At 69.4% G+C, this 12,977-nt stretch carries 15 protein-coding genes and 1 pseudogene; 10 read left to right on the top strand and 6 right to left on the bottom strand.

The window, feature by feature from the left end; genetic code table 11:
* The first annotated feature begins 58 nt into the window (after window positions 1-58).
* The 4 genes from ABTY62_RS08890 to ABTY62_RS08875 all read left to right on the top strand — a co-directional run bounded on the left by ABTY62_RS08890 (window position 59) and on the right by ABTY62_RS08875 (window position 3,606).
* Window positions 59-820 (top strand): IclR family transcriptional regulator, encoded by a 762-nt coding sequence (locus ABTY62_RS08890; protein WP_352128721.1) that lies wholly within the window; start codon window positions 59-61, stop codon window positions 818-820.
* Window positions 817-2,058, top strand: coding sequence for a CaiB/BaiF CoA transferase family protein (locus ABTY62_RS08885; RefSeq protein ID WP_352128720.1), 1,242 nt, complete (start codon window positions 817-819; stop codon window positions 2,056-2,058). Before ABTY62_RS08890 ends, ABTY62_RS08885 begins: the two co-directional genes overlap by 4 nt.
* Window positions 2,059-2,097: 39 nt before the next feature.
* Window positions 2,098-2,928, top strand: a complete 831-nt coding sequence (locus ABTY62_RS08880; RefSeq protein ID WP_352128719.1) for a citryl-CoA lyase — start codon at window positions 2,098-2,100, stop codon at window positions 2,926-2,928.
* An 81-nt stretch (window positions 2,929-3,009) separates the two neighbouring features.
* Window positions 3,010-3,606, top strand: coding sequence for a Uma2 family endonuclease (locus ABTY62_RS08875; protein ID WP_352128718.1), 597 nt, complete (start codon window positions 3,010-3,012; stop codon window positions 3,604-3,606).
* A gap of 11 nt (window positions 3,607-3,617) precedes the next feature.
* Here ABTY62_RS08875 and ABTY62_RS08870 read toward each other — a convergent pair whose 3' ends face one another.
* Window positions 3,618-4,055 carry an organic hydroperoxide resistance protein gene (locus ABTY62_RS08870; protein WP_352128717.1) on the bottom strand — a complete coding sequence of 146 codons (438 nt, stop codon included), beginning with the start codon at window positions 4,053-4,055 and terminating at the stop codon, window positions 3,618-3,620.
* Window positions 4,056-4,158: 103 nt separating this feature from the next.
* Here ABTY62_RS08870 and ABTY62_RS08865 point away from each other — a divergent pair, with 103 nt between their 5' ends.
* From ABTY62_RS08865 to ABTY62_RS08855, 3 genes are all read left to right on the top strand, one after another.
* On the top strand, window positions 4,159-5,100 hold the full coding sequence (locus tag ABTY62_RS08865; RefSeq protein WP_352128716.1) for an LLM class flavin-dependent oxidoreductase: 942 nt from the start codon (window positions 4,159-4,161) through the stop codon (window positions 5,098-5,100).
* 4 nt (window positions 5,101-5,104) lie between these two features.
* On the top strand, window positions 5,105-5,791 hold the full coding sequence (locus ABTY62_RS08860) for a winged helix-turn-helix transcriptional regulator (protein WP_352128715.1): 687 nt from the start codon (window positions 5,105-5,107) through the stop codon (window positions 5,789-5,791).
* A 243-nt stretch (window positions 5,792-6,034) separates the two neighbouring features.
* Entirely contained in the window at window positions 6,035-6,439 is a 405-nt protein-coding gene (locus tag ABTY62_RS08855) for a hypothetical protein (RefSeq protein WP_352128714.1), read from the top strand.
* Window positions 6,440-6,588: 149 nt separating this feature from the next.
* Here the strand turns inward: ABTY62_RS08855 and ABTY62_RS08850 are convergent, their stop codons facing one another.
* The gene (locus ABTY62_RS08850; protein ID WP_352128713.1) at window positions 6,589-7,947 is read right to left on the bottom strand and encodes an AAA family ATPase; all 1,359 of its coding nucleotides are present in this window, start codon (window positions 7,945-7,947) and stop codon (window positions 6,589-6,591) included.
* 86 nt (window positions 7,948-8,033) lie between these two features.
* Window positions 8,034-8,423 carry a hypothetical protein gene (locus tag ABTY62_RS08845; RefSeq protein ID WP_352128712.1) on the bottom strand — a complete coding sequence of 130 codons (390 nt, stop codon included), beginning with the start codon at window positions 8,421-8,423 and terminating at the stop codon, window positions 8,034-8,036.
* Between the two features lie 235 nt (window positions 8,424-8,658).
* Here ABTY62_RS08845 and ABTY62_RS08840 point away from each other — a divergent pair, with 235 nt between their 5' ends.
* The 3 genes from ABTY62_RS08840 (at window position 8,659) to ABTY62_RS08830 (ending at window position 10,606) form a co-directional block, all read left to right on the top strand.
* Window positions 8,659-9,507, top strand: coding sequence for a helix-turn-helix domain-containing protein (locus ABTY62_RS08840; RefSeq protein WP_352128711.1), 849 nt, complete (start codon window positions 8,659-8,661; stop codon window positions 9,505-9,507).
* An 11-nt stretch (window positions 9,508-9,518) separates the two neighbouring features.
* Window positions 9,519-9,740 carry a DUF397 domain-containing protein gene (locus tag ABTY62_RS08835; protein ID WP_352128710.1) on the top strand — a complete coding sequence of 74 codons (222 nt, stop codon included), beginning with the start codon at window positions 9,519-9,521 and terminating at the stop codon, window positions 9,738-9,740.
* A gap of 113 nt (window positions 9,741-9,853) precedes the next feature.
* The gene (locus tag ABTY62_RS08830; protein WP_352128709.1) at window positions 9,854-10,606 is read left to right on the top strand and encodes an SGNH/GDSL hydrolase family protein; all 753 of its coding nucleotides are present in this window, start codon (window positions 9,854-9,856) and stop codon (window positions 10,604-10,606) included.
* Here the strand turns inward: ABTY62_RS08830 and ABTY62_RS08825 are convergent.
* From ABTY62_RS08825 to ABTY62_RS08815, 3 genes and pseudogenes are all read right to left on the bottom strand, one after another.
* A pseudogene (locus ABTY62_RS08825) lies at window positions 10,607-10,859 on the bottom strand (SAM-dependent methyltransferase); the annotation flags it as partial.
* A 63-nt stretch (window positions 10,860-10,922) separates the two neighbouring features.
* The gene (locus tag ABTY62_RS08820) at window positions 10,923-11,552 is read right to left on the bottom strand and encodes a mycothiol-dependent nitroreductase Rv2466c family protein (RefSeq protein ID WP_352128708.1); all 630 of its coding nucleotides are present in this window, start codon (window positions 11,550-11,552) and stop codon (window positions 10,923-10,925) included.
* A gap of 136 nt (window positions 11,553-11,688) precedes the next feature.
* A complete protein-coding gene (locus ABTY62_RS08815) occupies window positions 11,689-12,909 on the bottom strand; it encodes a S8 family peptidase (RefSeq protein ID WP_352128707.1) in 1,221 nt (406 codons plus the stop codon).
* Window positions 12,910-12,977: the final 68 nt, after the last annotated feature.

Here is a 12,977-nt window from a genome sequence, read left to right as displayed (position 1 = left end):
AGGCACCCACCCGGTGACAAGGGGGTGGCGCCGACTTCTTTCCGCCGTGAGGAGACCCATGTCCGAGTCCGACGCGGGAGGCGTCCGCAGCGTGCAGCGCGCGGTCGAACTGCTCGCCCTGTACGACGCCGAACACCCCAGCCGCACCGTGCGCGAGCTCGTCGACGCGACCGGTCTGGCCAAGACCACCGTGGTGCGCCTCGTGCACACCCTCGAGCAGTGCGGGCTGCTGTGGAGCCGTGGGGACGGACACACCGTCCCCGGCCCCGGACTGCTGCACTGGGCCGAACTGGCCAGGTCCACCTGGCAGTTGCCCGAGTCGGCCCTCGCCCTGATGAAGCAGCTGAGCGAGGCCAGTGACGGCGAGGCCGTGCACCTGTACGTACGCCAGCAGCAGGCCCGCGTCTGCATCGCCCGCCACGAGGGCGCCCGCACCCTGCGGCATGTGGTCCGGGTCGGGCAGGAGATGCCCCTGTGGTCGGGAGCCGCGAGCCATGTCCTTCTCTCCCGCGCCGACCAGGCCGACGTGACACAGGTGGCCGGCGCCGCACCGCACGAGGACTGGGCGACGGTGCTGTGGGAGCGGGCGCAGAAGGCGGCCGTCGCGGGCTGGGCGGTCAGCCACGGGGAGCGTGAGGCCGGGGTGTCCGGTGTCGCGGCCCCCGTTTTCGACAGAGCGGGGCGCCTCACCGGCGCCCTCGCCCTGGGCGGACCCACCGCACGCTTCACCGACGAGGCGGTGGCGGGCTTCGTTCCGGCGCTGACCGCGGCGGCACGCGATCTGACGGCGCTCGACTGCATCGGAGGGGCAGCCCGATGACCGGCGGCGGCCCGATGCCCGGCGGCGGCCCGGTGGCCGGCGCGCTCCTCGACGGCGTACGCGTCCTCGACCTCACGAACGTCCTCGCGGGGCCGTTCGCGGGATACCAGCTCGCCCTTCAGGGCGCCGACGTCCTCAAGATCGAAATGCCCGGCTCCGGCGATCTGGCCCGGCAGTTGGGCGCCGACCGGGCACTGGGCGAGGACCTGCTGGGGGCCTCGTTTCTCGCGCAGAACGCGGGCAAACGCTCCCTGACCCTCAACCTCAAGGACCCCGAGGGCCGGGCCGCGCTGCTGCGGGCGGTACGCGAGGCCGACGTACTCGTCGAGAACTTCAGGCCCGGCGTGATGGACCGCCTGGGCGTCGGCTGGCAGGAGCTGCGCAAGGAGAATCCGAGCCTCGTCTACTGCGCGATTTCCGGGTTCGGACAGACGGGGCCGATGCGCTCACGGCCCGCCTACGACCAGATCGTGCAGGGGCTGAGCGGCATGATGAGCGTCACCGGAACCGCTGACGTGGCCCCGCTGCGGGCCGGGTTCCCCGTGGCGGACACGCTCGGCGGCATGGCGGCGGCGTACGCGATCGCGGCGGCCCTGGTGCGGCGCGCCCGCACCGGCGAGGGCGCCCTGCTGGACGTGTCGATGCTGGAGGCGGCGCTGACGGCGATGGGCTGGGTCACCTCCAACTACCTGATCACCGGCCGCGAACCGCACCCCATGGGCAACGAGAACTTCACCGCCGCGCCGTCGGGCACCTTCGCCACGGCCGACGGGTACCTCAACATCGCCGCCAACCGGCAACAGCAGTTCGCCACCCTGTGCCGCCTCATCGACCGCGACGACCTGCTCGACGACCCGCGCTTCCGTCACCCGGCCGACCGCAAGGCGCGCCGGGACGAGTTGCGGGCCGAGGTCGAGGCCGGGCTCTCGGCTCGTACGGCGAAGGAGTGGGAGGAGGTCCTCTCCGACGCCGGAGTCCCCGCGGCCCGTGTCCTGTCGGTTCCGGACGCGCTCGGCCTGGAGCAGTTGGCATCCCGCTCCTTCGTACACAGCCTGCCGTTCCCGGACGGCCGCGACCGGTCCCTGCGGGTGCTGGGCAGTCCGGTGAGCGTCGACGGCCGCCCGGCGGGCCCGTCAAGCCCACCGCCGCTGCTCGGCCAGCACACGGACACGGCGCTCGCCGAACTGGGCTACGACGAGGAGGAGATCGCAAGGCTGCGGAAGCGCGGCGCCGTATAACCCCGTGACACCCTGACGCCCCCACCCAAGGACAGCAACATGACCAGCGAACCGCCCGCCAACAGCCCCACCATCCCCCGACCGATCGACGAGGCGAAGGTGACCGGCTGGTGGTCCACCGCCGTCAGCCGCATCCGCCCCGGCGAGATCCTTTTGCGCGGCTACCCCGTCGAGCAGCTCATCGGCCGCACGGGGTTCGCCGAGCAGATCTGGCTGATGCTGCGCGGTGAACTGCCGAACCAGGCACAGTGCCGGCTCCTGGAGGCTGCACTGGTCGCCGCCGTGGACCACGGCCCACAGGCCCCGTCCATCGCCGCCGCACGCATGGCCGCGACCTGCGGCGTCGGCCTCAACAGCGCGGTCGCCACCGGCGCGGGCCTGCTGGGCGACACCCACGGCGGAGCCGGCCAGCAGTGCATGGAGCTTCTGAACCGCATCATAGGCGGCGAGCAACCCCGCGACCTGGTAGCCGAGTTCAGGCAACGGAAGGCCTACGTACCCGGATTCGGCCACCGCTTCCACCCACGCGACCCGCGCCGAGACCCGCTCCTGACCCTGGTCCGCGAGGCCGTGGACGCGGGCCAGGTGCCCGGCCACGCCCTGGCCGCAGGCCTCGCACTGGAGGCGGCCCTGGCCGAGGGTCGCACCAAGCCGGTCCCCATGAACATCGACGGCGCAACCGCCATCATCTACGCGGAGCTGGGCTTCCCCGCCGAGCTCGGCCGCGGCCTGTTCGTCCTCTCGCGCAGCGTCGGCATCCTGGCGCACGCCTGGGAGGAGTACGAGGGCGGCGCCCGCATCAAGGGACCACTGCCGACGCCACTGCTCGCCGGATACCACGGCACGCCGCCACGCGACGTGGAGCGCTGAGGACACCGGCACGGGCTGGAAGGCTCGGTGAGTGTCCGAACTGCCTGCCATGCTGGGGTCCAGGAACACGAGGAGGCAGTGATGGCAGTCATGAGCGTCGCCAAGGCGCGAGTCGACGATCACGAAGGCCCTTGGACGGTCGAGGACGTCCTCGCCCTCCCGGAGCACCCGGCCCGCGCCCGCTATGAGCTCGTGGACGGTGTTCTCATGGTCTCTCCCGCGCCCGCCTGGGACCACCAGATCGTGTCCTCAGAACTGCACCGTCAGATCCACGCCGCCTTGGCCCGATCTGCCGCGCCGTTCCTATCCGCCGGCGCGGTGATGGTGACCGGCGAATCCAGACTGTTCATCCCCGACATCGCCGTCGTGGACCGCGCCGCCGTCCAGCGCGGGACGCTGGCCGTGCCGCTCGAAGCGGTCCTGCTGCTCGTGGAAATCGTGTCGCCGTTCAACCGATCCACCGACCGCATCCTCAAGCCCGCGCTCTACGCCCAGGCGAAGGTGCCGGCCTACTGGCGCGTCGAGCTCGAGCCCGACGTGCGGATTGTGGTGCACGAGCTGTCCGTCGACACATACCGCGAGGTGTCCACGGTCACGGGGAAGGAGTCCGTCCAGGTCGCCGGAGAGTTCAGCGTCGAGTTGGACGTCCCCGGACTGCTCGGCGATCTGGCGGGCTGAGCGACTGGACACTAACTCGACCGCACCCGGGCGCCGTTGACCACCAGCGCAACGTCGAGATTGTCACGCGTGGCGTTGGAGTACGGGCAGACCTCGTGGGCCGTCCTGACCAGTTCGACGGCCTGTTCGCCGGTGACCGACGGCAGGGAGACCCGTAGCTCGGCGCCGAGCTTGAAGCGGCCGCCGTCGATCGGGATCAGCGAGACCGACGCGTCGATCTCCGCGTCGTCCGCCTTGAGGTTCTCGCGCTGCCCGATCAGCGCGAGCGTCGCGCCGAAGCAGGCGGCGTAACCGATCGCGAAGAGCTGTTCGGGGTTGGCGCCCGCACCGTCCCCGCCAAGCTCCTTGGGCAGCCGCAGTTCCAGGTCGAGCCGTCCGTCGGAGGTGCGACCGCGGCCGTTTCTGCCTCCGGCCACGTGTGCCTCCGCCGTGTAGAGCGCCTTCGTCATCCTCAACTCCCTTGCATCGCTTCCTGAATCTGAATCTTTCACTTCAAAATCAGGAAGTCAATCGCTAGGCTCGGACACCTCACAACGACAACTTGGAGCCAAGATGGCGGGACTTGAGGTCGGCTACCTTCTACCGACGCGCGACCAGACCGTTCGAGGCGAGCACGCACCACGACGGCTCATCGCCCAGGCGCGGCGCGCGGAAGAGCTCGGGCTGGATTCGGTCTGGGCGGGCGACTCCCCCGTGACCAGGCCCCGCGCCGATCCGCTGCTGCTGATGGCCGCCGTGGCCGAGACCACCGAGCGGATCGCGCTCGGCACGGCGGTACTGCTCCCGGCGCTGCGCCATCCGATCCTGCTGGCGCATCAACTCGCCACCCTCGACCGGCTGTCGGAGGGGCGCCTGATCGCGGGCATGGGCGGCGGGTTCCCGAACCCCGACACCGAGGCCCAGTTCACTGCAATCGGCGTCGACTTCGCCCGCCGGATCAGCCGCCTGGAGGAGTCGATCGACGTCATGCGCCGGCTCTGGAGCGGAGAGGAGGTCTCCCACCAGGGCAAACACTTTTCCTTCGACGGTGTGCGGCTCACTCCCCCGCCGTACCGTCCGGGCGGCCCGCCGATCTGGCTGGCCGGAAGCGGCGGCCCGGCGCTGCGCCGGGTGGCCCGCCTCGCCGACGGCTGGCTCCCGTATCCGCCCGAGACGACGACGTACGCGGAGGAACGCCGGAACATCGAGCGCGCGGCGCCGCCCCGTACAGTCACCCCCGCCCTGTACGCGACGCTCTGCCTGGACGAGGACCCGCACCACGCACGCAAGCGGCTGCGGAGCAGCATCGAGCCGTACTACAACGCACCGCTTGAGCGCATCGAGCAGATCCAGGCCATGTTCGCCGGTACGCCCCGCCAGGCCGCCGACTGGCTGCACGGCTACGCCGAGGCGGGCGCCCGCCACGTCGTCATCCGCCTGGCGACCGACGACCACGACCAGGGCCTGGAGGAGTTCGCCGAGCGAGTGCTGCCGCTCCTGCGCGGTCTAAAGTGATGAAGTGGAACAGCGAACGTACAACCAGTACTGCGCCACCGCGCGCACCCTCGACCTCGTCGGCGAGCGCTGGACGCTGCTCCTCATCCGCGAGCTACTGACCGGACCCAAGCGGTTCGGCGACCTCCAGACCAGCCTGCGCGGCCTGGGCACCGGCCTGCTGGCCGCCCGCCTCAAGCACCTGGAACGAGAGGGCCTGGCCCACAAGATCACCCTCCCGCCCCCGGCCCGCACCCCCGCGTACGCCCTCACCGAGGCAGGCGAGGAGCTGGGACCGGCGATCCTGCACCTGGCCCAGTGGGGCCTGAAGTGGGCGATGGGCGAGCGGCGCGAGACGGAGACCTTCCATCCGGGCTGGGCGGTCCTCGGCCTACGGGCCTGCTTCAACGCCGAGGCCGCCGCCGGGCTCCGCGCGGTGTACGAATTCCGCGTCGACGACGAGGTCTTCCACGCCCGGATCGACGACGGAACGATCGAGGCACTGCACGGGCCCGCCCAGCACCCCGACGCGACCGTCACGATCAGCGAGGAGGCGTTCGTCAGCCTCACCGGACAGGGCCTCACGTTCGCCGATGCCCTCGAGAGCGGCGCCGCGTCGGCGTCCGGCGACAGCGAGGCGCTGCACAGCCTGAAAGGCCTGTTCCCCCTGCCGCCCCCGCGCGCCCGGAAGGCGGACGGGACACCGCCCTGATCGCGCCAGGCCGCACCCTAGGGAACGCTCCACGACCGGCAGTTCGGCTCGTGGCGCACCTGCTTGGGGATGGCTACGGCCTTGGCTATGAACGGTGCATACAGGGTACGCAGAGCAACCAGGGCGGCATCGTTCCCCAGCACCACGGAGGCCGAGGGCCGGTCGGCGATCCGTCTGAGTTCTTGGAGCACATCCGCGAAAGGCTGCCGCCCGAGTCGCCGTATCCGCTGCTCCACTTCGTCCTTGTTGTTCTTCGCCAGGCACTCGGCACTTCGCCAATGTGTCGAGGCACTGCCCGACCGCGTCCAGCCGACCTTTGCGCAGCGTGCCTCGATTGAGCCGGAAGACATCGATGGACGCGCAGCCTCGGGCGGTCAGGCAGTGGTACTCCCCGCTGGTGAGCGAAAGCCGGAAGTGGTCGGCCGGTTGGTCCGCCGTGGGATCGACGAGCAAGGGGTTCCCGGCCACGTCCCGGGGGAACGCGCCGCCCTTGGCGTGGGTGTTGCAGAAGGCACAGGCGAGCAGGTGGTTGTACCAGTCGAAGACCCGTCGTGGCGCATGGTTCAGCGGCTCGTGATGGTCGATCGCGGTGCCAAGGCTTTCCGAGCAGTACATACAGCGCTCGATGCCGCTGGCCATGGTGCGTAACGCGTTGGCGACCCTGTTGCGCGTACCGCCGGCGGCCTTCCAGGCGCTCCGGGCAGCGGCTTCGGTGAGGCCGACTTCGGGTAAGCGCTCGTGTGCCTTGGCGAGGAGACCGGCAGTCCGGCTGTCGAGCGGCGGCCGTTGAAGTGGGATCACTCGTCACGCCCTAGATGGGCGGCCACTTCGGTCACACGAGCCGACAAGGAACTGTTCAGCTGCGCGCTCAACCGCCGGTATTCGGCCAGCTCCTCCTCGCTCGCCTGCTCGTCCAGGACACGGAACTCCATGGCCGCCAACCGCCGTCGCAGTTCATCTGCCCGCGCGGAGTACGGGGAATCCACCCCGAAGAGGTCCGAGAGGATCGCGTCGTCACCGCTGCCGTACACGACTCGCTGGTACAGCTCCTCGTCGACCACCTCGGGCGGCCGCTCCTCGGTCGGGCCGGCCAGCCGGATCAGGCCGCCGGGGTCGGCGGCCTGGCAGATGTACGGACTATGGGTGGTGACGATGAACTGGATCTCGGGGAAGTGCTGTTTCATCCAGTGGCCGATCCGCTTCTGCCAGCTGACGTGCAGATGGGCGTCGACTTCGTCTATGAGCACGACCCCCGGCATGGGGATGACCGGATGTCCGTCGCGCTCCTCGACTCGAAGCTCGCCATACGCGCCATGCAGGTGTCGGACTATGTCGACGACCAGTGCGGTGACTGAGCGGTAGCCGTCACTCATCCCGCGCAAGGCCAGCACTCCGCGCGGGGTGTTCACCCAGAGACCGTCGGAGTCCACTCCTGTCACTTCGTGATCGTCGGGCAGCAACCCATCACCGAGCAGGAGTTTCACGACCTCGACGAGCTCGCGTGCGCCAGTACGCCCTTCGAGACTCCGCAGATGCTGGTCGATCAGCCAGGTGACGCCTTCCGTCAGGCAGACGCTCTCATCGAAGAGCGTTGCCAGCCGATCAGCGCGCTCGGAGCCCCCGGACCGAGCGGAGACTCCGCCGTCGAGACGGCGGTAGGGCCCATAACCGAGGCACAGCCACCCCTGCGGCGTTTCCTGCCAGGGTCCCGACTCGGCCCTGCGTTGCAGCTCGAACGCCTCCGCCGTCGACGGACGCCGCAGGCGGACATGACTCTCACCACGGTTGGCCACCCGCTCCCAGACCAGCCGGACGCTCCCGGTCTCCGGGAACCAAATCTTCGCGAGGTGGTTGTCGGTACTGACCCATCGGGCATCCACGTGCTCGGGACCGGCAACCCCCGCCTCGACGACTGCCTTACGCGCCCCACCCGTCACCCAATCCCCAGCCTCCTTGAGCAGCGCATGAGTGACGGCCGGGCCCTGCAGCGCCAACGCGAGGGCCTGTAGCACCGTCGTCTTGCCGGAGCCGTTACGCCCGGCCAGTACGGTCCAGCCCGCGTGGCTGCCGTCCTCGCGCCGGGGGAAGCGCAGCCACGCGGCCCGTTGGCCATGGAACCCCCGGACGCCGGACAGCTCCAGCTCGGTGACGTACATGTGTGCCTCCTACCGACGGTCCGGCGTCTCTTCGCACACTATCGACCCGGGGAGCGGGGCGGGGTGCCTCGCTCCCCGGTGTGCGCTCAGGCCGCCTCGGCCTGCTCGAAGTCGGCGACTGCGGATCGGCCGAGCCAGACCAGCCTGGCCGACACCTCCTCCTCACCGCCGCGCCCTCGCCCTGCGAACCACCGGAGGGCCCGCTCGGGGGTGTTGAGGACGAACTGCCGGGTGCCGTCGATGGTGGTGACCCGCACGGGTCCGTCATCGAAGGCCAGGCCCCAAGCCGCGACGCATCCGTCCTTCACGCCCGGGTCCACCTCGTACTCCTGGACGACGGCGAAGATCCGGGGCGCGACGGCGACGACGAGTTCGCACAGCTCTTTGTCGAAGGCTTCCGGGGATGTGTCGTCCGCCCACGGGAATGGGAGCGAAGGGTGGTTCTGGCTCGGTGAGTTGGGGTTCGGCGTCTCCATATGGGCCTCCGAGAGGTGTCGGTGCCCCCCGCTTCGGGCATGCCGGTGCCGGGGCGGCAGGCATGAGGGGGCAGTAGGCTTCCGGCTCCAGCCGGTCATCAGCGTGTGATGAGCGCATCACTCACAGTACGCCACAACTTTGTGCACCACAAGTTTGTGGCGATGTCCGAGCTGTCTGATTGGATGGCGGAACGAGCGCTTGTCGGGCTCTCGACGGATCGGAGGAATCGGGCGCATGGCACTGAGGAGTCAGCCCACCGCGTTCCAGGCACGGTTGGGTGCCGAGCTGCGCAAGATGCGCGAGGCGGCGGGCATGACCGCCCGGGAGGCGGCCGAGCGGGTCGGCACCACCTCGGCCCAGATGAGCCACGTGGAGTCAGGGCGGGCGGGCATCAGCGCGGAGCGGGTTCGGCAGATGGCGACTCAGTACGCGTGCCTCGACGAGGAGCTGATCGCTGAGTTGGCCGCCATGGCTACGGATCGCGGCAAAGGGTGGTGGGAGGAGTTCCGAGGCCAGCTCGCGCACGGGGCACTGGATCTCGCTGAGCTGGAATCCCGCTCCCGCTATATGCGAACACTTCAGGCTGCCTACATCCCGGGGATTCTGCAGACCAAGGACTACATGCGCGCTCTCATGGCCTACGGGCTCCCCGAGCCGACGCCATACCACCTCGACATGTTGGTGGACTTCCGCATGCGCCGGCAGCGCGTCCTGGAACGCGACGCACCTCCCCCGTTCGAAGCGGTCATCCACGAATCCGCCCTGCGCACACGGGTTGCCGACCGGGCCGTAGCGCGTCGCCAACTGCGGCACATACTGGAGCAGTCAGAACGGCCGAACATCGCTGTCCGGGTGATCCCCTTCGATGTCGACGGGTTTGGCGGGGCCGGAAATTCCATGCTGTACGCAGGTGGACCAGTGTCGAAACTGGATACCGTACAGCTGGACGCCCTAAGGGCGATTTTGCTGGACGCAGAGCCGCAACTCGTACGGTTTCGCCGCCTTCTCGACAAGGCCCTCGGATTCGCTCTCCCGCCAGTGGAATCGCGAGACCTCATCCGTCGCATCACGGTGGAACTTTGAAGGGACAGATCGTGACTGAAGCAATGGCGTGGCGGAAATCGTCCTTCTCAGGCCACGGCGAGGAGGAGAACTGCGTCGAACTTGCCGTCGCGGACGGCGAAGTGTGGCTGCGGGAGAGCGACACACCCGTCGTAGCCATCCGCACGACCCCAGCCCAGCTCGGCACCTTCATACGCACCGCCAAAACCGGCACGCTCGACTACCTGGGCTCGCCTTGCGATGGCGCGTCTTGACCCTTGCCGACTGAAAAAGTTCGGAACACACTCCGGAATGTTTCAGCACCTTTCCGGAGTCGCCACAGATCAAGCGGCGGCCTCGTGATCCCCCCACCACCAGGAAGGCGATCATGACAAGGACAAGACGCCTGGTCACCAGCACCATCGCTCTCGCGTCCCTGATCTTCGCGCTGTTCACCGCAACCGGCACCGCCCACGCCGCAACGTCCGCCCCCGCCGCGCCCAGGGCCGGAGTACGCGTCATGCCGCTCGGTGACTCGATCACCGACGGTTTCAACGTCCCGGGCGGCTACCGCATCGACCTCTGGCAGAAGCTCGTCGCAGGCGGCCGGAGCGTCGACTTCGTCGGTTCCCAGTCCAACGGTCCGAGCAATCTCGGCGACCGGGACCACGAAGGCCACTCCGGCTGGACCATCGGCCAGATCGACAGCAACGTCGTGAACTGGCTGCGCACCTACACCCCACGCACCGTACTCCTGCACATCGGCACCAACGACATGTACGGCAGCGACCCCGCCGGAGCGCCGGGCCGGCTCTCCACGCTGCTCGACCACATCACCGCCACGTCCCCCGATACAGAGGTCTTCGTGGCCACGATCATCCCCATATCCTCCTTCGACTCGGCTGTCCGTACCTTCAACGCGACGATCCCCGGGATCGTGCAGAGCAAGGTGAACGCCGGCAAGCGCGTCCACCTGGTTGACATGTACCGAGCACTCACGACCGCCGACCTGGCGGACGGGGTGCATCCGAACGCGGGCGGCTACAGCAAGATGGCCAACGTCTGGTACAGCGCGCTTCTCTCGGTGCCGGGCAGCATGGGCGTCAGAGGCGCGCCGCGCGAGGAGGCAGCAGCACGGTAGTCACCCAGGGAGTCGGTAGACCGAGACGTGAGAGCGCGATTCGGCGGTGAATTCGGCTCCCTGCCAGTCGGCGTGCCGGGACTCCAGCTCGAACCCGGCCAGCTGGGCCATGAGATCGAGTTCGGTCGGCCAGACCGGCCTCGGACGGCCACACCACGGCCTGCTGACCGGGGGAAAGCTTCCGTAGCTCGGGGACCCACAGCTCGATGACGAACCGGCCGCCCGGCGCCAGGTGCCGGGCGGCGTTGCGGAAGCGTCCTGTCGCATGCTGCAAAAGGCTTCCCGAGCGCGCGAGTGACGTCCACGGATTCATTGGTCAGCTGAAGTCCAAGCCCCCCGTACGCGTCCGCTTGAGCTCGAAGAAGTCCGGGTAGCCCGCGAGCAGCCGGGCGCCGTCGAAGATGCGCACCGCGTCCTCGCCGCGCGGGATGGACGACAGCACCGGGCCGAAGAAGGCGACGCCGTCGACGTGGAGGGTGGGGGTGCCGACGTCTTCGCCGACGGGGTCCATGCCCTCATGGTGGCTCTTGCGGAGGGCCTCGTCGTAGGCGGTGCTGGTCGCGGCCGAGGCGAGGCCGGCGGGGAGGCCGACTTCGGCGAGGGCTTCCCGGATCACGGCCTCGACGTCCTCGTTGCCCTGGTTGTGGATGCGGGTGCCGAGCGCGGTGTAGAGGTCGCGCAGGACCTCCTCGCCGTGGTGCTGCGCGGCGGCGACGCAGACGCGGACGGGGCCCCAGCCCGCCTCGAGCAGATCGCGGTAGCGCTCGGGGAGGTCTTCGCGGCCCTCGTTGAGGACGGACAGGCTCATGACCCGGAAGCGGAGGTCGAGGTCGCGCTGGCGCTCGACCTCGAGGATCCAGCGCGAAGTGATCCAGGCGAAGGGGCAGATGGGGTCGAAGTAGAGGTCGACCTTCGTGCGGGCGGCAGTATTCGAAGATGTGTTCATGGGTGGGACATTAGCCGTTGAACGGCCCACCGTTCTGGGCCATTCCCAGCCCCGGACGGTGGGCCACTCTCGGCCCGGGAATGGGGCCGCCGCGCTCCATGGGGGATGAGCGCGGCGGCTTGGGGTCGTGCTGGTACTACTCGACTATCTTCAGCAGCTTGTTGGGCGTGCCCGCGCTCGGGTTGGAGATCTTGTCCGGGGTCGCGCCCTCGGTCAACGCCTTGGCCACGTCCGCCGGGGTGGCGTCGGGGTGGCCGCCGAGGTAGACCGCCGCGGCACCGACGACGTGCGGGGTGGCCATGGACGTGCCGGAGATGGTGTTCGTGGCGTCGTCGCCGGTGTTCCAGTCGGAGGTGATGTCCGAGCCGGGGGCATAGAGGTCGACGATGTCGCCGTAGTTGGAGAAGTCGGACTGCTCATCGGCGTCCGTGCTGGAGGCGACGGTGATCGCGTCCTTGACGCGCGCGGGCGAGCCCTGGCCCGCGTCGGTGGACTCGTTGCCGGCCGCGACGGCGAAGGTGATGCCGGAGTCGATGGCCTTCTGGACGGCCGCGTCGAGGGCGTCATCCGCCGTGCCGCCGAGGCTCATGTTGGCGACGGACGGGCCCTGGTGGTTCTCGGTGACCCAGTCGATGCCCGCGACGACCTGTTCGGTGGTGCCGGAGCCCTGGTCGTCCAGGACGCGGACCGCGACGATCTTGGCCTTCTTGGCGACGCCGTGCTCGGCTCCGGCGATGGTGCCGGCCACGTGCGTGCCGTGGCCGTGGCCGTCGTCCGCGTCGTCGTCGTTGTCGATGGCGTCGAAGCCGGAGACGGCGCGGCCGCCGAAGTCCTCGTGGCTGATGCGGACGCCGGTGTCGATGACGTACGCGGTGACGCCCTCGCCCGCGGCGTCCGGGTAGGTGTACTTCTTGTCGCCCTCGGTGTCGGTCTGGTCGATGCGGTCCAGGCCCCAGGACGGGGGGTTGTCCTGGGTGGCGTCGATCGTGAAGCGGTGGTTCTGGACGACCTTGTCGACGGCGGGGTCGGCGGCGAGCCTCTTGGCCTCGGTCTCGGTGAGGCCGCTCGCGGAGAAGCCGTTGACCGCGGAGTCGTAGCTGCGGCGCAGGGTTCCGCCGTAGCGCTGGGCGAGGTCCTTGCCCTCCGCCGCGGCCTTGATGCTCTTGCCGCCCTTGAGCAGGACGATGTAGCTGCCCTTGACGGCGTCCGCGGACTGGGTGCCGTAGACCTTGCCCTCGGCGGGCGCGGCGGTGGACGCGCCTGCGGGGACGGCCACGAAGGCACCGGCGGCAACAGCGGCCGCAACGGCCGTGGCCAGGGTGAGTCGACGCGCGTTGACTCGCTTGTGAACTGCCATGACGAGGGATCCTCCTCGTGTGGTTGTGGGGGGAAAGTTCGCCTTGCAACGCGCCGGAGCATCGGTGG

The organism is Streptomyces sp. NPDC097640, from assembly GCF_040302705.1.
Taxonomy (GTDB): domain Bacteria; phylum Actinomycetota; class Actinomycetes; order Streptomycetales; family Streptomycetaceae; genus Streptomyces.
The sequence above is the reverse complement of the archived record's forward strand: the minus strand, read 5'-3'. Positions and strand labels throughout refer to the sequence as shown.